17 protein-coding genes are annotated in these 19,658 nt (G+C 71.4%); 6 read left to right on the top strand and 11 right to left on the bottom strand.

Annotated features, from left to right (window positions below):
• Positions 1-96: 96 nt before the first annotated feature.
• Together ACZ7M2_RS33785 and ACZ7M2_RS33780 are read right to left on the bottom strand one after the other, a co-directional pair.
• Positions 97-627: a GNAT family N-acetyltransferase gene (locus ACZ7M2_RS33785; RefSeq protein WP_471598534.1), complete on the bottom strand. Its 531-nt coding sequence runs from the start codon at positions 625-627 to the stop codon at positions 97-99.
• Between the two features lie 58 nt (positions 628-685).
• On the bottom strand, positions 686-1,483 hold the full coding sequence (locus ACZ7M2_RS33780; RefSeq protein ID WP_471598533.1) for an SAM-dependent methyltransferase: 798 nt from the start codon (positions 1,481-1,483) through the stop codon (positions 686-688).
• Between the two features lie 371 nt (positions 1,484-1,854).
• Here ACZ7M2_RS33780 and ACZ7M2_RS33775 point away from each other — a divergent pair, with 371 nt between their 5' ends.
• Both ACZ7M2_RS33775 and ACZ7M2_RS33770 read left to right on the top strand, forming a co-directional pair.
• Positions 1,855-2,442 carry an RNA polymerase sigma factor gene (locus tag ACZ7M2_RS33775; RefSeq protein ID WP_471598650.1) on the top strand — a complete coding sequence of 196 codons (588 nt, stop codon included), beginning with the start codon at positions 1,855-1,857 and terminating at the stop codon, positions 2,440-2,442.
• Positions 2,432-3,187, top strand: a complete 756-nt coding sequence (locus ACZ7M2_RS33770) for an anti-sigma factor family protein (protein WP_471598532.1) — start codon at positions 2,432-2,434, stop codon at positions 3,185-3,187. Before ACZ7M2_RS33775 ends, ACZ7M2_RS33770 begins: the two co-directional genes overlap by 11 nt.
• On the opposite strand, the gene ACZ7M2_RS33765 is transcribed toward ACZ7M2_RS33770, so the two are convergent.
• The 4 genes from ACZ7M2_RS33765 to ACZ7M2_RS33750 all read right to left on the bottom strand — a co-directional run bounded on the left by ACZ7M2_RS33765 (position 3,165) and on the right by ACZ7M2_RS33750 (position 7,388).
• A complete protein-coding gene (locus ACZ7M2_RS33765; RefSeq protein WP_471598531.1) occupies positions 3,165-4,112 on the bottom strand; it encodes a serine/threonine-protein kinase in 948 nt (315 codons plus the stop codon). The two genes, ACZ7M2_RS33770 and ACZ7M2_RS33765, sit on opposite strands and share 23 nt — an antisense overlap.
• On the bottom strand, positions 4,109-5,971 hold the full coding sequence (locus ACZ7M2_RS33760) for an ABC transporter ATP-binding protein (RefSeq protein WP_471598530.1): 1,863 nt from the start codon (positions 5,969-5,971) through the stop codon (positions 4,109-4,111). Before ACZ7M2_RS33760 ends, ACZ7M2_RS33765 begins: the two co-directional genes overlap by 4 nt.
• A gap of 122 nt (positions 5,972-6,093) precedes the next feature.
• Complete coding sequence (locus tag ACZ7M2_RS33755) at positions 6,094-6,267, bottom strand: hypothetical protein (RefSeq protein ID WP_403697511.1); 174 nt, start codon at positions 6,265-6,267, stop codon at positions 6,094-6,096.
• 89 nt (positions 6,268-6,356) lie between these two features.
• Positions 6,357-7,388: a helix-turn-helix transcriptional regulator gene (locus ACZ7M2_RS33750; protein ID WP_471598529.1), complete on the bottom strand. Its 1,032-nt coding sequence runs from the start codon at positions 7,386-7,388 to the stop codon at positions 6,357-6,359.
• A gap of 122 nt (positions 7,389-7,510) precedes the next feature.
• Between ACZ7M2_RS33750 and ACZ7M2_RS33745 the strand changes: the two genes are divergently transcribed.
• Both ACZ7M2_RS33745 and ACZ7M2_RS33740 read left to right on the top strand, forming a co-directional pair.
• The gene (locus ACZ7M2_RS33745; RefSeq protein WP_471598649.1) at positions 7,511-8,095 is read left to right on the top strand and encodes a DinB family protein; all 585 of its coding nucleotides are present in this window, start codon (positions 7,511-7,513) and stop codon (positions 8,093-8,095) included.
• 160 nt (positions 8,096-8,255) lie between these two features.
• Positions 8,256-9,356, top strand: a complete 1,101-nt coding sequence (locus ACZ7M2_RS33740) for a winged helix DNA-binding domain-containing protein (protein WP_471598648.1) — start codon at positions 8,256-8,258, stop codon at positions 9,354-9,356.
• Positions 9,357-9,369: 13 nt separating this feature from the next.
• On the opposite strand, the gene ACZ7M2_RS33735 is transcribed toward ACZ7M2_RS33740, so the two are convergent.
• Positions 9,370-10,377 (bottom strand): phosphotransferase, encoded by a 1,008-nt coding sequence (locus tag ACZ7M2_RS33735; RefSeq protein WP_471598528.1) that lies wholly within the window; start codon positions 10,375-10,377, stop codon positions 9,370-9,372.
• Positions 10,378-10,547: 170 nt separating this feature from the next.
• Here ACZ7M2_RS33735 and ACZ7M2_RS33730 point away from each other — a divergent pair, with 170 nt between their 5' ends.
• On the top strand, positions 10,548-11,720 hold the full coding sequence (locus tag ACZ7M2_RS33730; protein ID WP_099918689.1) for an acyltransferase family protein: 1,173 nt from the start codon (positions 10,548-10,550) through the stop codon (positions 11,718-11,720).
• A gap of 112 nt (positions 11,721-11,832) precedes the next feature.
• On the opposite strand, the gene ACZ7M2_RS33725 is transcribed toward ACZ7M2_RS33730, so the two are convergent.
• The gene (locus ACZ7M2_RS33725) at positions 11,833-13,302 is read right to left on the bottom strand and encodes an aldehyde dehydrogenase family protein (RefSeq protein ID WP_471598527.1); all 1,470 of its coding nucleotides are present in this window, start codon (positions 13,300-13,302) and stop codon (positions 11,833-11,835) included.
• Positions 13,303-13,382: 80 nt separating this feature from the next.
• On the bottom strand, positions 13,383-14,129 hold the full coding sequence (locus ACZ7M2_RS33720; RefSeq protein ID WP_471598526.1) for an aquaporin: 747 nt from the start codon (positions 14,127-14,129) through the stop codon (positions 13,383-13,385).
• A gap of 284 nt (positions 14,130-14,413) precedes the next feature.
• Here ACZ7M2_RS33720 and ACZ7M2_RS33715 point away from each other — a divergent pair, with 284 nt between their 5' ends.
• Positions 14,414-16,144: an IclR family transcriptional regulator domain-containing protein gene (locus tag ACZ7M2_RS33715; RefSeq protein WP_471598525.1), complete on the top strand. Its 1,731-nt coding sequence runs from the start codon at positions 14,414-14,416 to the stop codon at positions 16,142-16,144.
• Positions 16,145-16,192: 48 nt separating this feature from the next.
• Here ACZ7M2_RS33715 and ACZ7M2_RS33710 read toward each other — a convergent pair whose 3' ends face one another.
• Together ACZ7M2_RS33710 and ACZ7M2_RS33705 are read right to left on the bottom strand one after the other, a co-directional pair.
• Positions 16,193-17,383, bottom strand: coding sequence for an MFS transporter (locus ACZ7M2_RS33710; protein WP_471598524.1), 1,191 nt, complete (start codon positions 17,381-17,383; stop codon positions 16,193-16,195).
• Between the two features lie 107 nt (positions 17,384-17,490).
• Positions 17,491-19,416 (bottom strand): cellulase family glycosylhydrolase, encoded by a 1,926-nt coding sequence (locus tag ACZ7M2_RS33705; protein ID WP_471598523.1) that lies wholly within the window; start codon positions 19,414-19,416, stop codon positions 17,491-17,493.
• Positions 19,417-19,658 lie beyond the last annotated feature (242 nt).

The following is a 19,658-nucleotide window of genomic DNA, read 5'->3' as shown; positions in this document are numbered from 1 at the left end:
CGTCCTGACGGAATCCGGGCGGGCCGCCGTGTCCTCGTGATCTCCGCTCCACATGCTCAGCAAGGTGGAAAACCGCTCGCTCACCGGCGTCCTCGGTCACATGGGGAGCGAGAGCAGGCGAACCTGTCCGGTGGGCCAAGTCGAATCGCGCAGTGGCGTCCACATGGTCTGCAGCGGCATGATCACGGGCCCCTCGGGTTGATCCACTTGGACGTCACCTTCAAGCGTGCGCCAGCCGAGTCGCCGGTAGAGCGTGACGAGGGGCGGTCGGCAGAACAGGAGCCCGAACTCGGGCCCCAGCGTCCGTGCGTGGTCCAGGGCCGCCGATACGACTGACCGTGCCAGTCCCTGCCCCCTCAGATCAGGAGCGACAGCGACTCCGCCGACGCCCACCACCTGTGTGCTCACCCCGCCGATCATCATGGGCAGTTGCAACAGGCCGGCGTGCGCGACGAGGCGGTCTTTCCGCCTGATGCCGAAATGATCCTTCTTGGGCAGCCATGTCAAGCCGGCGTCCGCGACGCCGAAGGGGTCGGCGCCGGCACCCAGGATTTCGGTCTGGTCGGTCTTCGTGTACTCCGTGAGCCGCACCACGGTGGGCGATGCGGCGGGCGGGCGATCAGTCATTTCGCCATGATCCTGTTCGTGCCGGCGCCTGGCCACCTCATCGGCCGGGGCGGTCGGTTCAGCCGATCTTGCGAGCCACGCCCCCGTAGAAGCCGATCTCGCCGGAACGTGCCGGCGGCGGGGCGTCCGGGCGCCAGAACGGGACCTGGGCCAGGCCGGGCTCGACCAGTTCGAAGCCGTCGAAGAACCGCTCCACCTCGGCGCGGGTCCGCAGGTTCAGCGTGGCGGTGGCGTTGTTGTAGACGGCCTGCGCCTCGCTGCGGTCGGCGAAGTCGCCCGTGGCGTGCGAGAGCACGAGGAAGCTGCCGGCGGGCAGCGCGTCGCGAAGGACGGCGACGGCCTGATCGGGCTTCTCCGCGTCGGTGATGAAGTGGAGGATGGCGACGAGGAGCAGGGCGACCGGCTCGTCGAAGTCGATGACCCGGCGGACGTCGGGGTGGTCGATCACGGTCCCCGGATCGCGCAGGTCGGCGAGCACGATGCTGGTCGCACCGGAGCGGCTGAGCAGCGCGTCGGCGTGCGCCTTCACGATCGGATCGTTGTCGACGTACGCGACGCGCACGTCCGGGGCCACCTCGTGGGCGGTCTCGTGCACGTTCGGGGCGGTGGGCAGCCCGGTGCCGACGTCGAGGATCTGACGGACGCCGCTGTTGACGACGTAACGGACGGCGCGTTGCAGGAAGGCGCGGTTGGCCTGCACACCGATCCGCACCTCGGGGGCGGCGGAGGCGAGTTGGTCGCCGGCGTGTTGGTCGACCTCGTAGTTGTCCTTGCCGCCCAGCAGGTAGTCGTAGATCCGCGCAGGGTGTGGCCTGCTGGTGTCTATCTCCCCGGTGCGGAAGCCGTCCTGACTCACGCTGTGCTCCTCTCGACGACTGCCCCGGCCACCTTGCCCGCGAGCGGCTGACGACAGCTTCGCATATCAACTGCCCTGCCCATGACCGCAGTTACTGGTGCGAGCGGTACCGTCACGCTCGGTGCGCACGGGATTACCTGAGGTCCACAGCGCCGGGCGACATCCTCGACGCATGGCCGGAGGAGAACCCTCCCCTCCACCACCCGCCCTCGCCGGACGGCACCGACTGGTCACCCGGAACGCCACGCGCCCGGAAAACGGCAGGTCGGGCCGCTGTCCGTGCCGCACAGGCGGAAGCGCGGGACAATCGGAAGGTGGGGTTCCGTGACAGCCGGGCAATCTCCTGGCGAGGACGGACCGTATATATGGGTATGTCGAGATTCCGGTTCCCCGTGGGCCGTCTCCCGGACGAAGCTCTGCTGTCCGGGCTGGCCACCGGCGACCCGGAGCTGGCCGTCACCTTCGTACGGAGGTTCCAGCACACGGTCTTCGGTGTCGCCGTCGCCGTCACCGGGGACACACAACTCGCCGAGGACATCGCCCAGCAGACCTTCGAACGTGCCTGGCGGCATGCCCAGATCTACGACTCGCGGCGCGGCTCGGTGAAGACCTGGCTGACGACCATCGCACACAACCTCGCCATCGACGCCGTCCGCGCGCGGCGGCCGGAACCGGTGGCGCCCGAGGACCTCGACGTGATCCTGGGAGTCGTCAGTGACACCCCCGAACAGCACGTCCTGGCCGACGAGGCGTCCTCCCGGCTGCGGGCGGCGGTGGCGGAACTGCCCCGCGAACAGGGCCGCGCGGTGGTGATGGCGAGCATCTACGGCATGACAGCCCAGCAGGTTGCCGACTGGGAGAACATCCCCCTGGGCACCGCGAAGACGCGCATCAGGACCGCTATGGCGAAGCTGCGCACCACGCTCGTGTCCCCGAAGCGAGGCGACCATGTCCAATGACATGACCTGCGAGAAGCTGCGGGAGATCGGCGCCGAACTCGCTCTCGGCATACTGCCGGGACGCGAGCGGGCCGTATCGGTCGCCCACCTCGACCGATGCGCGGACTGCCGCGAGTACGTCGAGCAGCTGACCCTCGTCGGCGACGGGCTGATCGGACTGCTGCCGGGCTGCGAGCCGCCGGTCGGATTCGAGACCCGGGTGGCGCAGGCGCTGACCCAGGGGACGCCGGCCCAGGACGGCCGGGCGCGCGCCCGCGTTCCGGGCGCCTGGCGCAGGGGCTTCGGTGGCCGGCTTCGGCTCCGGCTCGCCTCCGCGGTGGCCGCACTCGTCCTCGCCCTCGGCTTCGGTGGCTGGGCGGCCGGAACGGCGATCGAGAACGCGGTGGCCGGCGCCTCCCGGTCCGTCGGCGACGAGGCCGACCTGCTGCATGGCGATCTGACCTCCGCCGCGGCCCCCAGGCAGTCGGCAGGCGAGGTGTACGCCCACACCGGCTCCCCGGGCTGGATCTACATGACCGTCGATCTCCCCGGCGCGCGCGACCCGTACAGCGGCTCGGTCTCCTGCCTGCTGGAGCGGCGCGACGGCGGCACGGTCCGGACGGGCACCTTCATCCTGCACGAGGGCCGCGGGTTCTGGGGCGGCCCGACCCGCGTCGACCCCGCCGCCGTGTCCGGCGCCCGTTTGACGTCGCCCGACGGCACCGTGCTCGCCACCGCCCATCTCACGTCGGGCGGGGAAACGTAGCGACGTCCCCGGCCCCCGGGTGTCCGCAGGAGGGCATACGAGGGCCGTACGCCGGGAGGACCGCGCCGAGCGACGCGGCCAGTTCGGTGACCGTCGGCCGGGCCGACGGGTCCATGGCCAGGCAGCCGTCGATGGCCGCCGCGAGCGCGCGGGGCAGCCGGCGCCGCGAGCCGACCAGCGGTGCGCTCACCTCCAGCCGCGGACACCGGTGGTGATCGCCGTCGGCCGTGCCCTCCGCGGTCCCGCGAGGGTCGAAAGGCGCGTCGCCGCTCGCCACCTCGTACAACGTGATGCCGATGCCCCAGACGTCGGCGGCGGCCGTCAGCGGGCTGCCGCGAGCCTGCTCAGGCGCGCGGTAGCGGAACGTGCCCAGCCCGGCCGGGGCGCGCCCCGGCGGCCGGGCCACACTGAGGTCGAGTACCTTCGCATGGCCGCAGTCCACCACCACGTTGGACGGTTTGAGGTCCAGGTGCAGCAGGCCCCGGCCATGCAGGTAGTGGACCGCGGAGCACAACTGCACGCCGAGGAGGGCCACGTCGCCGGCCGCCGCTCGCCGTCGCAGGCGGTGGACGAGATGGGACAGCGTCTCCCCAGTCAGCGTCTCCAGGACGACGAGCGGTTCCGGCCACTCCAGGGTCTCGTACCCGCGGACCAGGTGCGGATGGCTGAAGGCGCACAGCCACCGGCCCTCCCGCAGCAGCCGGGCCCGCGGCACAGCCTCGTCGCGACGGTCCGGGCGTACGACCTTGACGACACACCGGCAGGCCCGCTGCTCGCTCCACGTGTCGTACAGGTCCAGCCATCCCGTGCGCATGAGGTGCCGCAGGATCTCGTAGCCCGGTGCGGGACGGGTGCCCGGGGCCAGGGGTGGGGGAGCGGGTTCCCCCGCCGCGGGCGCCCGTACGCGCGTGCGCGTCCTGGTCACGACGGCACCGTCCCCGGCAGTGGGCCGACCGCCCGGACGGGGCCGGGCACGGCGTGCAGCCGGTGGAGACCGGCGTACGCACCGCCGCGAGCGAGCAGGTCGTCGTGGGTCCCGGTCTCCAGGACCCGCCCGTGGTCGAGTACGACGATCCGCGTGGCGTCGCGGACGGTGAGGAGGTTGTGCGAGATGACGACGGTGGTCCGCCCGGCCATCAGGCGGCGCAGCGGGTCCATGACGCGCAGGCCCGATCGGGCGTCGAGGCCGGTGGTCGGTTCGTCCAGCAGCAGCACGGGCGCGTCCCTGATCATCGCCCGGGCGATCGCGAGGCGCTGGCGCTGTCCGCCGGACAGCGTCCGGCCGCGCTGGCCGACCATCGTGTCGTAGCCGTCGGGCAGCAGCCGGATGAAGTCGTGGGCGTCGGCCGCGCGGGCGGCCGCGACGATCTCCGCGTCCGTCGCGCCGGGCCGGCCGTAGGCGATGTTCTCCCGCACCGTGCCGTGGAAGACCAGCGTCTCCTGCAGGACCACCGCGAGGCTCTCCCGTACGTCGGACAGGGCCAGTTCTGGCAGCTCGGTCCCGTCGAGCCGGACCGCGCCCCGGTCGGGGTCGTAGAACCGCAACAGCAGCTTGGCGGCGGTGGACTTGCCGGCCCCGCTGGCCCCGACCAGCGCCAGGGTCTCGCCGGGGGAGACGTGGAACGACACCTCGGACAGCGCCAAGGCCGGCGTACCGGGGTAGCGGAAGGACACGCTCTCGAACTCGACCTCACCGCGGGCCCGGCCGATCCGGCGGGCGTCGGCGGAGTCGACGACCTGGGGACGCTGGTCGAGCAACTCGATGATCCGCTCCGCGGAGGCCGACGCGGCGTAAAAGGTGTTGCCGAGGCGGGACAGGTCGCGGATCGGGCTGTAGAGCTTGCCGATCAGGGCCAGGAAGACCAGCAGCCCGCCCAGCGTGAGCTGGCCCTGCGCCAGCTTCCAGGTGCCCAGGCCCATGACGGCGAGACCACCGGACACCTCGATGAGCTCGACCACCGGCCGGTAGACGGCACGGATGCGTGCCGTGGTCATCGAGGCCTGGAACTTGCCGACGTTCTCGCGCTCGAAGCGGCGTTCCTCCCAGCCCTGCCGGTTGTACGCCTGGACCAGGGCCACGTTCCCCAAGGACTCCTCGGCGACGGCGCTGAGCGAGCCACTGCGGCGCCTGCGCTCCCGGGACGCCTCTCTGACCAGCCGGGAGAAGTGCCGGGCGGCGCGCCAGAACAGCGGCACGATGACCAGGGAGAGGAGCGTCAGGTCCCAGCGCAGGTAGAACAGCAGCCCGAGGAAGACGCCCAGTCGGATCACGTTGTAAAGAACGTCCGCCACACCGGAGAGCAGGAACGTCTCGACGGCGTCGACGTCACCCGTGACGCGCGACAGCACGTCCCCGAGCCGCCGCCGCTCGAAGAACCCGAGCGAGAGCTGCTGGACATGCCGGAACACGTCGGCGCGCAGGGCCAGCAGGAAGCGTTCGCCGACCCACGTGGCCGTCATGTCGTCGGCGAACCCCAGGACGCCGGAGGCGACGACCAGCCCCAGGTAGGTCGGTGCGATCCAGAGGAACGGCCGTAGGTCCCGCGGGACGAGCACGTCGTCGACCACGACCTTGAAGAGCCACAGTTCGGCCGCGTCGACCAGGGGACCGGCGAGACTGAACAGCACGAGCGGCACGAGCCACTGCCGTCGGCCGCGGGTGTAGGGCCAAAAACGGCGGAACACCTCGCGCGGTGGCACGGGCGGCGCGGCCGTCACCAGGGGCGCGGACTCCTCGCCCACCCACAGCAGCCGCTCCAGAACATGGCTCGGGACACGCTTCATCGCATGCGTCCGTCAGTCGTTCGTCGTCCGTCTGTCGTCCGTCATCCGTGCGTCGACCGTCGCTCGGACGACGGAGCGGACCGGCTCCGGTCGGTCCTCCGGACGCCGGTCCGCTCCCGCTTTCACTCGTCGTGACCGGACCGGTGGTCCTCGAAGTCGGAGTGACGGCCGTGGTGCCTGTTCATCGAGTGCTCGTCGTGACCCGAGCGGTCGTTCCTCCCGTGGTCGTGGCCGTGGTCGTGCCCGTGGTCGTGGTCACCGTGTCTGGCAGGAAAGAGATCACTGAAGATGGCCATGGCATTCCTCCCGCTGGGGTGTGCCTTGTATCAGATACGGTCCCGGATGTCGTTTAGATGCCGTTTTAAAGTAAATAGTAGGTTTTGTCCTATGGGGTCTTCTGCATCAGTACGTCGGCCGCGGCGGTGGCGTAGCGGCGGGCCAAGTGCGCGAAGGCGTCCTTGAGTTCGGTCGGCCCGACGACCTCGATGTCGGCGTCGAACCTGCCGAGGGTGGCCGCCAGGCCTGGCCATGACCACGAGCCGAGGACGAGGCGGCAGCGGTCCGGGCCGAGTTCCTCGACGATCCCCTCGCGGGTGTGGCGCAGGACGACGGCGGCGGGGAGGTCGAGGATGACCTCGCCTCGGCAGGGCCAGCCGTCGGGGCCGTCCGCGCCGCCGGAGCCGTCCGCTCCCTGGAACCTGCTGGTCACAAAGGCGGCCACGTTCCCGCCGGGCAGTTCACGCGGAGTGAAACGGGGGCCTGTGGGGGTGCGCGGGCTGATCCGGTCGGCACGGAAGGTGCGCCAGTCGTCGCGGTCGAGGTCCCAGGCGACGAGGTACCAGCGTCCGCCCCAGGTGACGAGGTGGTGGGGCTGCACCCGGCGCGGCGGACCCCCGGCGGGGTCGCGGTCGCCGGTTCCCGCTGGGGACGCGGGGGTGTAGTCGAAGCGCAGCACTTCGCGGGCGTGGACGGCGTCGCCGAGCGTCATGAGCACGCTGCTGTCGACCTGTGGGTGAGGCCGGGCCACGGGCCGCTCGACGGCGGTGACCTGGAGGGTTTCGACGCGGCGGCGCAGCCGCGCCGGCATGACCTGTCGGACGGTGTTCAGCGCGCGCGCCGCGGCCTCCTCGATGCCCGCACCGCTGGTGGTGGCGATCTGGAGCGCGACGGCGAGGGCGACAGCCTGGTCGTCGTCGAACAGCAACGGGGGCAGTTGTGCGCCTGCGTCGAGTCGGTACCCGCCGTCCGGGCCCTTGGTGGCCACGATGGGGTAGCCGAGTTCGCGCAGGCGGTCGACGTCGCGTCGCACGGTGCGCGGGCTGACGTCCAACCGGCCGGCCAGTAGCGCCCCCGGCCAGTCCCGGCGCGCCTGGAGCAGCGAGAGGAGCGACAGCAGCCGCGCGGAGGTCTTCTGCATGACTTCCATGGTGCCCTGAGAAGCGGACACACCCTGACCGCTTCTCCTGCGACTGTTCTTCCGTGCCTGACCACAGCAACGAACAGCCGGCCAACGGCGACGAAGAGAAGGACCCGATCACCATGACCGCCACCTCCCCGCCCTCCACGCCCGGCGCGCTCGACGACGAGCGGGCCGACCTGCTCGCCCAGCTCGCGACCGCGCGAGCCGCCCTGACCAACACGACGCGCGGGCTCAGCGACGAACAGGCCGGCGAGCCCCCGACGGTCAGCGCGCTGTGCCTGGGTGGGCTGATCAAGCACGTCGCGTCCATCGAGGAGGGATGGCTGCGCTTCGCGGTCGACGGCCCCTCGGCGATGCGCTACGACCTGCCCGACGGTGTCACCTGGGCCGACCTCACGGCCGGTACCGCACGCGAGTTCCCGCAGTGGGCGATCGACCACCAGAACGACTTCCGGATGCTGCCCGGCGAGACGCTGGCGGGGATCGTCGAGCGCTACGAGCAGGTCGCCGCCCGAAGCGAGAAGGTCATCGCCTCCCTGCCCGACCTGTCCACGACGCACCCGCTGCCGGAGGCGCCCTGGCACGAGCCTGGAGCGGTGCGCAGTGTGCGCCGGGTGCTGATGCACGTCATCGCCGAAACCGCCCAGCACGCCGGGCACGCGGACATCCTGCGCGAGACGCTCGACGGGCAGACGTCGACCTGACCGGTGGCGGACCTCGACCGGGTGGCGGCTGCCCGCCGGCCGCCATCCGGTCCCGACCGCGTGACCCGCACGGAATCGATCAAGACCTGCACGGAACCGAAGGGAACGGCGTTACCGTGAAGATGTGCGAACCGGGGCGGACCGGCATCGGCGTGACCCGATGACCGTTCTCGGCACCCGGGCCCTCAACCGCGCGACACTCGCCCGCCAACTGCTGCTCGAGCACGCCGACCTACCGGTCCTCGACGCCGTCGCGCACCTGTGCGGGCTCCAGGCACAGGAACCGCAGGAACCGTATGTCGGACTCTGGTCCCGGCTGCGGGCGTTCGATCCGGCAGCGCTCTCGGACCTGCTGACGGGGCGGAGTGTGGTGCGGACCCATCTCATGCGCCGTACCGTCCACCTCCTCACCGCCGACGACGCCCTGGCCTGGAGGTCCCGCCACGACGCCATGCTGCGCCAACGGGTGCTCGGCACCTACCGCCGCGAGCTGGACGGGATCGACCTGGACGAACTCGCGGCGGCGGGCCGGGCGGTGATGTCCGACGACGAGCCCCGCTCGATGACCGAGCTTGCGCGGGCGCTCGCCGAGCGCTGGCCGGCACCGGGACCGCGGGCCCTGGGGGAGATGCTGATCGCCGCCCTCGTCCCGATGGCACAGCTGCCGCCGCGCGGGCTGTGGCGCACGAAGGCGGGAGTGCGCAACGTGCCGCTCTCGTCCTGGCTGGGCCGGGAGATCGACCCACCGACCGAGGACCGCTCCGATCCCGTGGGCCAGGCGCTGGTACGGCGCTATCTGGCCGCGTTCGGCCCCGCAGCCTCGGCCGACCTGCGCGCCTGGTGCGGCCTCGCCGGACTGCCGGCCGCGGTGGCCGCGATACGCGAGGAGCTGGTCACCTTCCGCGACGAGCGAGGCCGGGAACTGCTGGACCTCCCCGGCATGCCGCGCCCCGACCCCGACACACCCGCCCCGGTCCGGTTCCTGCCGGCGTTCGACAACGCGCTCCTCGGCTACCACGACCGCGGCCGGATCGTCGACGACGCCCACCGCGGGCTGTCGGTCGCGGGCGCCCGCGTCGTCCTTGTCGACGGCCGGGTCGCCGCGACCTGGAACGTCGAGGCAGGCACGGTGAACGTCACGCCACTGCGCCGCTTCTCTGCGGCCGAGCGCACCGCCATCGCCGAGCAGGGAGAGGAACTGACGTCATTCCTCTCCGACAGCGAGAGCCGCCGCGTACGGGTCGCGGCGGCTCCTGGCTGAGGGCCACGCGCCGTTACCGCACGGCATCGAGCTCGGCGGCCAGCCGGGACACGACCTCCAGCTCCGGCATGCTGCGCAAGGACTCGACGACCTGTCTGCTCGCGAACTCGCGCTGCGCGGCGGTCACGGTCCGGTCGACGGCGCACTCGGCCTGGACGTAGACGAAGTTCAGGGCCGTCGCGAAAAGCATCGAGAACGACCGAGGATCCGTGATGGCGGCGCGGCCTCCGGCACTCCGATAGGCCCGCGCCAGCCGCCGGGCGGAATCGATGTCCACGTGGTTGCCGCCCGACCATACGTACACGGCGCGTGCGAACTCGCGTTCCGCCGAGGTGACCCCGGCGTTGTCCCAGTCGAGGAGGACCGGCCCGTCCCGGCCGACCAGAACGTTCTGGGGCTGCAGGTCAAGATGCGATGTCACCAGATCGTCGGCGTCGGCCGGTGTCACCCAGTGCGCCAACTCTGCCGCGGACGTGTCGATGAACCGCCCCAACGCCTCTGCCCACGGCAGGCCGGCCTGACGCACCTGTTTGTACAGGGCCTTCCATTCGACGTCCTGAGGGGACCGCTCGTACCAGGCATCCGGCGTCCCGCTCGCGTCCTGTCCCGCCGTGTGGAGAAGTGCCATGGTCCGGCCGAACCAGTCCAGGATGCCCGGATCGGACGCGTCCGCCCCGGCGCCGTCGATCCAGTCGTACAGCTTCACGTAGGACCCCCCTGAGGAGCCCGAGGAACCCGAGGAACCCGAAGAAGCGGTGATGTGTGAGACGTATGCACCGTGGCGATTGGGAAAGAGTCGCGGTGACGCAATGCCCAGGTCCTCCGCGGCCTGCCGTAATGCGGCCTCCCGGCGGACCTGTTCCTCGTCGCAGCCGAAGAGGAGCTCCTTCACCGCCCATGAGGAGCCGTTCCCGGAGAACCTCCAGATCTGGCCCAACGCGCCACGCGTGACGGGCGCCAACGCCCATGGCCCGGAGCCGAGTTGGTAGGTCTCCGCTATGAAGTCGGCTGTGAAGTGCATTCAGGAACCTCTCCGGACGTTGACGACCAGGCTTCGTGGCCGGGCCGGTTGAGTCGACCTCACCACAGCCCGAACGAGCTCAATCCAACAACAACTCTTGAGTGAGCCACGAGCACGCGACTGTACAAAGAGCGGGCCGCTGCAGGACGACACTCGAGAAAGGAAATCCCGTGGCCACCGAGCAAGTACTGACCGGCTCCGCGCCGGCCGACGAGAGCGGCGAAGCCGCCGAGCCCAAGCGCCCCCGCGTCTCCCGGCTGCCCTCCCTCACCGGCCTGCGGTTCCCCGCCGCGCTGGCCGTCTTCGCCCACCACGCCTTCCTCCCGATACCCCCGCTGCGGCTGCTGTCCGACGACCGAACCGAGTACCGCCTGGCCGACTGGACCTCGCAGGCCGGCGGCCTCGGCGTGTCGTTCTTCTTCGTGCTCAGCGGTTTCGTCCTGACCTGGTCGGCGCGGCGCGGCGACACCACGACGGGGTTCTGGCGGCGCAGGTTCGTCAAGATCTACCCGAACTACGTGGTCGCCTGGGCGCTCGCCATGCTGCTGTTCGCCAGTTCCTACACCTCCACCCATGTCTCCCTCGCCAACCTGTTCATGGTTCAGGTGTGGGTGCCCAGCTACTTCACCAACTTCAGTGTGGACTCGCCGAGTTGGTCGCTGGCCGTGGAAGCCGTCTTCTACCTGAGTTTCCCCCTGCTGCTGAGTGTCTTCAGGCGTATCGACGCCCGTCATCTCAAGTACTGGATCACCGGAGCGATCGCCGCGGTGTGGGCCACCCCCGCGCTGGCGTACGCCCTGTTCCCGAAGACCCCACGGGTGCCCAGCGGCCAGGACCTCTCGGTCTCCCAGTACTGGTTCAGCTATGTGCTGCCCCCGGTCCGCATGGTCGACTTCGCCCTCGGCATCCTGGTGGCGCTCGCGGTGAAGCACGGGCGCTGGCGGAACATCGGCATGTTCTGGTCGAGCCTGCTGCTGGTCGGTGGGTACGTGCTGACCTTCCACGTGCCCTATCTCTACGGTCAGCGCGCCGCCATGATCCTGCCGATCGCGCTGCTGATCGCGGCCGCGGCCACCGCGGACATCGAGGGCCGCTTCACCTTGTTCAGGAACCGCACGATGGTCTGGCTGGGCGAGATCTCCTTCGCCTTCTACCTCCTGCACTACACAGCGCTGTCCACGCTCCGAAAGGCCCTCGGCACCCACCAGATGTACTCCACCGCGACAGGCGTGGCGATGCTGGTCGGCACGGCCGCCGTCACGGTCCTGCTGTCCTGGGCGCTCTACGCCCTGGTCGAGGCTCCACTCGTACGCCGATTCAGCCGATCACGCCGCCGCGCCTGAGCTCTCGTCGCCCGGACGGCTGTCCACACATCGGGAACTACTTCTGGCCCCTTCGACATGTGGGTGTCGAAGGGGCCGAAGTGAGCGCGGACATCGGTTCGTCCGGTGGATGTCAGATCGGGTAGTGGGCGTGGCCGCTGGTCTGAGCGGTGATCCAGCGGGTGTCGGTGAAGGCCTCGGCGCCCGCCTGCCCGCCGAAGCGGCCGTAGCCGGAGCTCTTCACGCCGCCGAACGGGGCCTGCGGCTCGTCCGCGATCGACTGGTCGTTGATGTGGACGATGCCGGTACGCAGGCGGCGGGCGACCTCCAGGCCGGTCGCCAGGTTCTCGGTGATCACGCCGGCGGTCAGGCCGTACGGTGTGTCGTTGGCCAGCGTCACGGCCTCGTCGGTGCTGTCGACCACGTGGATCACGGTCGCCGGGCCGAAGATCTCGTCGTAGTAGATCCTCATCTCCTTGGTGACGCCAGTGAGTACGACCGGACGGATGAGCGTGCCGGGCTCTTCGACCTGTCCGGTGCCCGCGGCCAGCCGTGCTCCCTGGGCCACGGCGTCAGCGACGAGCGCGGCGACCCGTTGCGCCGCACCGGCGTTGACCACGGGGCCGACCGCCGTACCCGGGTCGGCCGGATCCCCGTACGGCAGGGCCTGGACGCGGGCGGCGAACCCGGCCGTGAACTCCTCGGCGACCGCGCGGTGCACGATGACCCGGTCCACACACATGCAGATCTGCCCGGCGTTCATGAAGGAGCCGAAGACGGCGGCGTCCACCGCGTACTCGACGTCCGCGTCCTCCAGGACGAGCAGGGCGTTCTTGCCGCCGAGTTCGAGGACGGCGGGCTTGAGGTGCTGCGCGGCCTGGACGCCGATGACCCGTCCGACCTCCGTGGAACCGGTGAAGTTGACCATCCGTACCCGGTCGTCGGCGATCAGCGCGGACACCACCTCGGCGGCATCGGCGCGGTCGTTGGTGACGACGTTGAGCACGCCCGCGGGCAGCCCGGCCTCGTGCAGGACGTCGGAGATCAGCAGACCGCAGGCGATCGGTGCGTCCTCGCTGGGCTTCATCACCACGGTGTTGCCCATCGCGATCGGCATCGCGACCGCGCGCACGCCGAGGATGACGGGCGCGTTCCACGGCGAGATCGCGGCGATCACGCCCTTGGGGACCCGTACCTGCGCCGAGTGGACGCCCTCGGAGTCGGTGGCGAGCGTCTGCCCGGTGGGTCCGCTCACGGCGGCCGCCGCCTCCATGAGGATGCCGGCGGCCAGGTTGGCGTTGAAGCCGGCCCAGGGCGCGACGCCCCCGACCTCCGCCGCCATCAGCCGGACGACCTCCTCGACGCGCTCCTCCATCAATTGCGCGGCGCGCAGGAAGATCCGGCGCCGCTCGGCGGGCCTGGTCGCGGCCCACGCCTCGAACGCGGCGTCGGCGGCGTCCACGGCGCGGCGTATGTCCTCGGGGGTTCCGGCGGCGACCTCGGCGTGGACGGCACCGGTCCAGGGGTTGATGTCGGATGCCGTCCGGCCGGAGGAGGCGGGGACTTCCTGGCCGTTGATGATCAGGCCTCGGGCGGTGGACATGGGGTTCTCCTGGGTGAGTGGGCAAAGGGGAGCGAGTCGGGGCGGGGGAGAGGAGGTTGGGGCCGCCGGTGGCCGTCGGGTCACGCCTCCGCCGGCGCGGTCGGCGCGGACCGGTCCCGGCGGGTGCGCAGGGCGCGGTGCGTGAGGCCCACGAGGGCCGGGGCCACCAGCGGCGCGATCATGTAATTCCAGAAGTGGTCGTACTGGCCGGACAGCAGGGCCGGGCCGAAGGCGCGCGCCGGGTTGATGCTCGCGCCGGTCACGGTGCCCAGGGTGGCGATGACTACGCCCACGCCGAGGCCGATGACCGCGGGGATCAGTCCGCGCAGGGCGGGTCGGGACATGACCAGCGCCACCGCGACGAACACCGCGGCGAGCGCGGCGCCTTCGACGACGAACAGCTCGACGGCGCCGGTACCGGGCGCGGGGTGCACGGCGCCGTACCCGACCTGGTCGACCACCTTGCCCCACACCACCCAGGCCAGCGCGGTTCCGGCCAGGGACCCGGTGAGCTGTGCGGCGACGTACGGCAGGACGGCGCGGCCCGGGAAGAGCCCGCATGTCCACAGGAAGACGGTGACGCCGGGGTGGAGATGGCCGCCGGACGCGCGGCCGGGCGGTGAGTACATCAGCGCCGCGATCAGCGCGGCCACGACGGTTCCCGCGACGACGAACAGCGTGTCCGGGTCGCCGATCGCCAGGGACGAGCCGGGGAAGGCCAGCCAGCGGACCAGGCTGACCACGGCGAAGAGAAGCACCGTGGTCAGCGCGAACTCGTACGCGCTGTGCCGGATCAGGTCCGCGCGGCTCTGGGCGGAAGTGCTCATGGGAGTCCTCGGGGGCAAGGGAGGGGGTCTTGGGTCGAGGCACGGCTCCGGCCGTGCCGCGGGGAGGCCGGGGCCGGGTGCGGAACGTCTCGCGGTGCGCCCGGCAGGCGGCCTGTGCTCTTGTCGCTGACAGTTTTTTCGCTGAATGAACTTGTGTTCATTCAGCGAGTGCGGTGAGTCTGCGGGATCGGGTGACGGCTGTCAATGGCCCGCGACCCGGTAGCGTTCTCCACATGGGTCCGGCCGCATGCGCCGACGAGCGGGGAAGCGCGGGAGGAGAGGCCATGGCACGGGGCGTCGCGGGGGCGCAGGCCGGGTCCTCGAAGCAGCCCATGGGCACCGCGCCGCAGGCCGCCGGATCTGAAGCGGGCCGCGGGGACGCCGTCGGCCCGCTGGAACGCGGTCTGGACGTCCTGCGCGTCATGGCCGATTCCGCGGAGGCGGTTCGTCCGGGTGACCTGGTCCGCGCCACCGGCCTGGCCCGTTCCGCCGTCGACCGGATCGCCGCCACCTTGGTTCATCTCGGGTACCTGCGTGCCGAGGGCCGCGATCTCGTGCTCGCCCCGCGCCTCATGGAGTTCGGCAACGCCTACCTCGACGCGAGTGGCCTGTCCCGCGCGCTGCGCCCGAGCCTGGAGCGGCTGACCCGGACCCTGGACGAGTCGGTCTCGGTGATCGTCCTCGACGGCTGCGACGCGCGCATCGTCGGTACGGCCGTCCCGCCCGGCCGGGTGATCCCCCTCGGTTTCCGCGTCGGTGACCTGCTGCCCTCCGAGCGCTGCGCCGCAGGAGCCGTACTCGCCACCGGCTGGGACCCGCCGACGCACGAGGCCTGGCGGGCCCGGAGCTCGGCCGACCCCCTGGACGCCGGTTTCCCGGCCGTCCCCACGCGCCCCACGGCTCCCCGCCCCGAGCGGACGGAAGCAGACTTCGCTGCCTGGACCACGGCGGCGGCCGCGAACGGCTGGGCGTTGGACGACCAACTGGTCGCCCCGGGCCTGGTCGCGCTGGCGGTCCCCGTGCGCGACCCCGACGGGCGGCCCGTGTGCGCGATCAGCGTGCTCGCGCACACCAGCCGCCACAGTGCCGACGACCTCCGTGCCCACGCCCTGACCGAGATGAACCGGGCCGCCCAGGACATCGCCGACGCGCTGTACGGCACCTCGCATCCCCTGCCCGCCGCGCCGCCGCCCGCCGCCACCCCCGCGTACGCCGACGCCAAGCCCGAACTGGGGCCGTCCTTCCTCCAGGCGTTGGCCAGGGGACTGGCCGTACTGACCGCGCTGGGCGGACAACGCGGTGGACTCACCCTCGCCGAGGCCGCGGAGGCCGCCGGACTCTCGTATCAGAGCGCCCGGCGCAATCTGCTGACGCTGAGCGAACTCTCCTACGTGGAACAGCACGGGCGCCGTTTCCTCCCGGGCCCGCGCGTCCTGGAGCTCGGATACGCGCGACTGTCCGGGCTGACCCTCGCCGACATCGCCCGGCCGCATCTGGCCGATCTGGTGTCACAGGTACGGGAGTCCGCCTCACTCGCGGTGCTCGACGGCGCCGAGGTGCGATACGTCGCACGCGTGGCCACCGGGCAGATCACCAGCGCGCGCATCACCCCCGGCACCCGACTGCCCGCCTACGCGACCTCCATGGGACGCGTCCTGCTCGCGGACCTGCCGCGGGCGCAGTGGCCGGAGTGCATCCGATCCCTCCGCCCGCAAGCCCTGACCCCGCACACGCTCACCTCGCCCGAGGCGCTCACCGCGGCCTTCACTCAAGCCGCCGACGACGGATTCGCCCTGGTCGAACAGGAGTTGGAGGCGGGGTTGCGCTCACTCGCCGTACCCGTCAGGGACCGGAGCGGGCGCGCCGTCGCGGCGCTGAACGTCGCGCTGCACGCCGGCCCGGAGTCACCCGAGCACACCCGGGACGCGATGCTGTCCGCCCTGCGTGCGTGCGCCGCCCGTGTCGAAGCCGACCTGGCCCTCGCGAGTGCGCACGCTCCGGTGGAGACGGGCTGACACTGCGGAGAGAGGAACACGTCACGTACTTCACCTTTCCGTACGCGCTCATGTCCTCACCGGTACCGGCCGGCGCAGCAGGTACACGGCCGCGGTCGAGACCAGGACGGCCATACACGCGATGAACACCAGGCCCGCGCCCTCCAGGCCGAGGGGACCCGCCAGGAGCCCCACACCGATCACCGGCACCGAGATACCCGCGTAGGCCACCACGAACAGCGTCGAGATCACCGCCGCGCGCCGGTCCGCGGGAGACGCCTCGGCCACCGCGGACAGCGCCCCGCGAAACGCCAGCCCCTGCCCGCCCCCGCCGACGAGCGCGCTCAGCACCACCAGCGCCAGCAGGTCCCACCGCAGCGCGCCCGCGAACAGCGCCAGCCCGGCGAGGAGTGCCGCGCAGCCCAGGGGGAGCGATCGCCCCATCCCGACCCGGCCGACGGTGAGCTGCCCGGCGGTCGAGGCGAAGAAGGCCAGCGCGACGACCAGCCCGCTGACGGCGTGGCTGTGCACGTTCAGCGACTGCGCGAGGAACGCCGGGCTGACCGACGTGAACACCCCGAACAGCGCGAACCCCACGAACGAGGCGATCGCCGCGGGCCCGAACACCGCCCGCACCTGCGCGGGCAGGCCGGGCCGTTGCGGCCGTACGGTGCTCAGGGGCCGCCGCTCCCGCACGGTCTCCGGAAGCCACAGCAGGACGACGGCCGAGCAGGCCACCAGGGCGAGATGCACGGCGAACGGGAGGTACAGCGGCCAGGGGGCGTACTGCGCGAGCACTCCGGAGAGCAGCGGGCCGCAGCCGAGGCCGCCCATGTTGGCGGCCGTCGCCACGAACGTGGCCCGGGAGGCGCCGCCGTGAGGCGCCAACTCCATCACGTACGCCGTGGCGGCCCCGGTGAACAGACCGGCGGACAGCCCCGACAGCAGCCGCCCCGCGTACAGCCAGCCCAGCCCCGTGGCGCACAGGAAACAGATGGCGCTCGCCGCGGAGAATCCCAGGCCCCACAGCAGGACCGGACGTCTGCCCACGGCGTCCGAGGCGTTCCCCGTCAGCAGCAGCACGCCGATGACCCCGAAGGCGTACACGGCGTACACGACGGTGACCGTCAGCTCGGAGAACCCGAACTTCTCCTGATAGAGGCCGTAGAGGGGAGTCGGCAGCGTGGTGCCGGCCATGCACACGACGAACACCGCCCCGCTGAGCAAACACTGGCGCCACGCTCGGCGATCACCGTCCATGCCGCCGACGGTAACCCCGCACACGGCTCCGGCCCGGTCGGGCCGCAGCCGTGGCGCGTCTGAAACACCCACCTGCGGTGATGCGGAGATGAGGGACGGTGAGGGGCTCAGGGCTTCAGCGGAGTGCACAGCAGGGCGGCGGGTCCCGCGGTGCTGCCCACGCGGGTGGTGAAGGCGATACCGGCGGCGTACTCGTCGGCGGAACACTGGCCCTTGTACGCGCCGTAGGCGAAGTCGCCGCCCGCCAGGTCGGCGGGCCGGGTGTCGGAGCGGTCGAACCAGACAGTCCGTCCGGTGGCCCCCAGCGGGGTGCGGCCGGGCGCGCACAGGGCCGTCGACACGCGGTCACCGCGACGGCTGTAGCCGATGAGGAACTGCCCGGCGGGGCACTGGAGTTTGGTGTAGCCACCGGCCCAGTCGCCGCCTGCGGGGACGTAACGTTCGTCGGTGACGACCGTCTGGGCGTTGCCTGCGGCCCGCAGGTCGCCGGCGGTGGTGTCGGTGCACAGGCCACGCCCGGACGTGTGGCTGAGGCCGATCAGCCGCAAGCCGTCGGGGCAGGCGGCCTTGTAGGCCCCCGAATCCCAGTCGCCGCCGGCCCGTACCCGCACGGACTGCACTTGGTCGCCGTGGTCGGTGGTGAGCATGCGCCAGACAGGGACCGGCGTGATGGTCCCGGTACGTGTGGGAGAGGTCATGAGGTGACTCCAGGCGGTGGCGCGCCAGTCGCCCTGGTCGAGGATGCCGTACCGTCGTCCCGCCGTGTCGTAGCGCAGCAGGGCCCAGTCGTCGTGGCCCTCCCAGCCGACCAGGGGCCAGTAGGCGAAGTCGGCGTCATGGTCGGCGAAGTAGTCGGTGATGTTGCCGAACCAGGTGCGGGGCGCGGTGCCCGTCTCGTTGGCGCCGATGCCGAATTCGCTGATCCACACCGGCGCGGTGTAGTGCTGCCCCTCGGTGGTGACGTAGAAGGCCTGGTCGGCGAGGACCTGGTACAGCTGGTCGCGGGTCAGGTCCTGGTAGCGGGCGTCGTGGGTCTCGCCGATTCCGGTGGCGCCGCTGTGACGGGGGCCGGTGTAGCCGTAGAAGTGGGCGGAGTAGACCAGCTTGTGGGCGTCCACGAGGGTGTGCGAGAGCGTGCGCACGGGTGTGAGGGTGGGGCGGTCGTGCGGCAGCCCGTCGACGGGGACGCCGGTCCAGTTGATGCCCTCGATGATGATGAGGAGGTTGGGGTTGGCCTCGGTGAGGATGCGGTCCGCTGCTTGTTGGGCGGCGGCGTACCAGTCGTGGCTGTCGCCCGCGCCCCAGTTGGGGTCGTCCAGTACGTCGCGCCGTACCTCGTTGTAGAGGTCGGCGCCCACGACACGGGAGTCGGTGGCGTATCGGCGGGCCATGAAGACCCAGTCGTCCGTCCACTGCTGGGTGGACTGGCTGCTGTTCCACCGTTCGTTGCCGTCGATGCCGCAGCACCAACGGGAGGTGTTCGTATGGTTGTTGAGGATGACCGCGAACCCGTCCTGGGTGAGGGCGGCCACGACGGCGTCGTAGATCTGCAGGGGCGTCCTGCCGCGCAGTTGCGGATTGGCGGCGACGGCCACGTCCGGCACGGGCGCTGTCGCGTGGATCATCTCGTTGGAGAACGGCAGCCGGATGCTGTTGATACCGAGTTCGTGGAAGTCGGCGAGCAGTTCGGGCAGCGGGGCACGGTCGAGGCCGAGGGGGATGCCGTAGGAGTCCTGGCCGGCGTGGTGGTTGGCGGGGTCGGTGATGCTGCCGCTTCCGGTCCATGAGCCCTGTGCGCCGTCCCAGTTGGCCGACTTCAGCCGGAACCGGTTGCCCCGGGCGTCGACGATGTACCGGCCCTGGGTCGACAGCGGCGGCTGCCAGGTGTCGGCCGCCGCGGCGGTGGCCTCGGGGAGGGCCTGGGCGGCGACGGGCTCCGGGACGGTGGCCGGCGCCGTCGGCGCCGCGGTCAGCAGCGCGAGAGCCGCCGCCGATGATGTCAGGTACTTGACAAGTTTACGTGTGGTCGGCATCCGGTCCTCTGTGGGAGCGCTGGGGTGAAGCTGACGCGTCGGTGTCGCGACGGACGAGCGCCCGTGGGTGGCGCCCTTCCGGAGTGGCATCAAGTCCGGCCCTGGGCACCGGTCTTGGTGGCGGCCGCCAGCCTACAATTGTCAGCGGCCGTCGGCCTATGGGCGGACGGCAGCCGGGTCGGCCTCGATTGTCGCGGCCGTCCCGATCCGTCCGGTGCGGCCCGGAGAAAAAGCAGGTGCGT

The sequence above is a fragment of the Streptomyces sp. NPDC111507 genome, from assembly GCF_055638955.1.
This window is presented reverse-complemented; position numbering and strand designations above follow the sequence as displayed.

Excerpts from the sequence above, each read along its gene's own strand:
- ACZ7M2_RS33710 (WP_471598524.1), bottom strand. The coding sequence starts at position 17,383 with ATGGACGGTGATCGCCGAGCGTGGCGCCAGTGTTTGCTCAGCGGGGCG.
- ACZ7M2_RS33775 (WP_471598650.1), top strand. The coding sequence starts at position 1,855 with ATGTCGAGATTCCGGTTCCCCGTGGGCCGTCTCCCGGACGAAGCTCTG.
- ACZ7M2_RS33715 (WP_471598525.1), top strand. The coding sequence starts at position 14,414 with ATGGCACGGGGCGTCGCGGGGGCGCAGGCCGGGTCCTCGAAGCAGCCC.
- ACZ7M2_RS33725 (WP_471598527.1), bottom strand. The coding sequence starts at position 13,302 with ATGTCCACCGCCCGAGGCCTGATCATCAACGGCCAGGAAGTCCCCGCC.
- ACZ7M2_RS33720 (WP_471598526.1), bottom strand. The coding sequence starts at position 14,129 with ATGAGCACTTCCGCCCAGAGCCGCGCGGACCTGATCCGGCACAGCGCG.
- ACZ7M2_RS33735 (WP_471598528.1), bottom strand. The coding sequence starts at position 10,377 with ATGCACTTCACAGCCGACTTCATAGCGGAGACCTACCAACTCGGCTCC.
- ACZ7M2_RS33760 (WP_471598530.1), bottom strand. The coding sequence starts at position 5,971 with ATGAAGCGTGTCCCGAGCCATGTTCTGGAGCGGCTGCTGTGGGTGGGC.
- ACZ7M2_RS33705 (WP_471598523.1), bottom strand. The coding sequence starts at position 19,416 with ATGCCGACCACACGTAAACTTGTCAAGTACCTGACATCATCGGCGGCG.
- ACZ7M2_RS33745 (WP_471598649.1), top strand. The coding sequence starts at position 7,511 with ATGACCGCCACCTCCCCGCCCTCCACGCCCGGCGCGCTCGACGACGAG.
- ACZ7M2_RS33785 (WP_471598534.1), bottom strand. The coding sequence starts at position 627 with ATGACTGATCGCCCGCCCGCCGCATCGCCCACCGTGGTGCGGCTCACG.
- ACZ7M2_RS33750 (WP_471598529.1), bottom strand. The coding sequence starts at position 7,388 with ATGCAGAAGACCTCCGCGCGGCTGCTGTCGCTCCTCTCGCTGCTCCAG.
- ACZ7M2_RS33770 (WP_471598532.1), top strand. The coding sequence starts at position 2,432 with ATGTCCAATGACATGACCTGCGAGAAGCTGCGGGAGATCGGCGCCGAA.
- ACZ7M2_RS33740 (WP_471598648.1), top strand. The coding sequence starts at position 8,256 with ATGACCGTTCTCGGCACCCGGGCCCTCAACCGCGCGACACTCGCCCGC.
- ACZ7M2_RS33755 (WP_403697511.1), bottom strand. The coding sequence starts at position 6,267 with ATGGCCATCTTCAGTGATCTCTTTCCTGCCAGACACGGTGACCACGAC.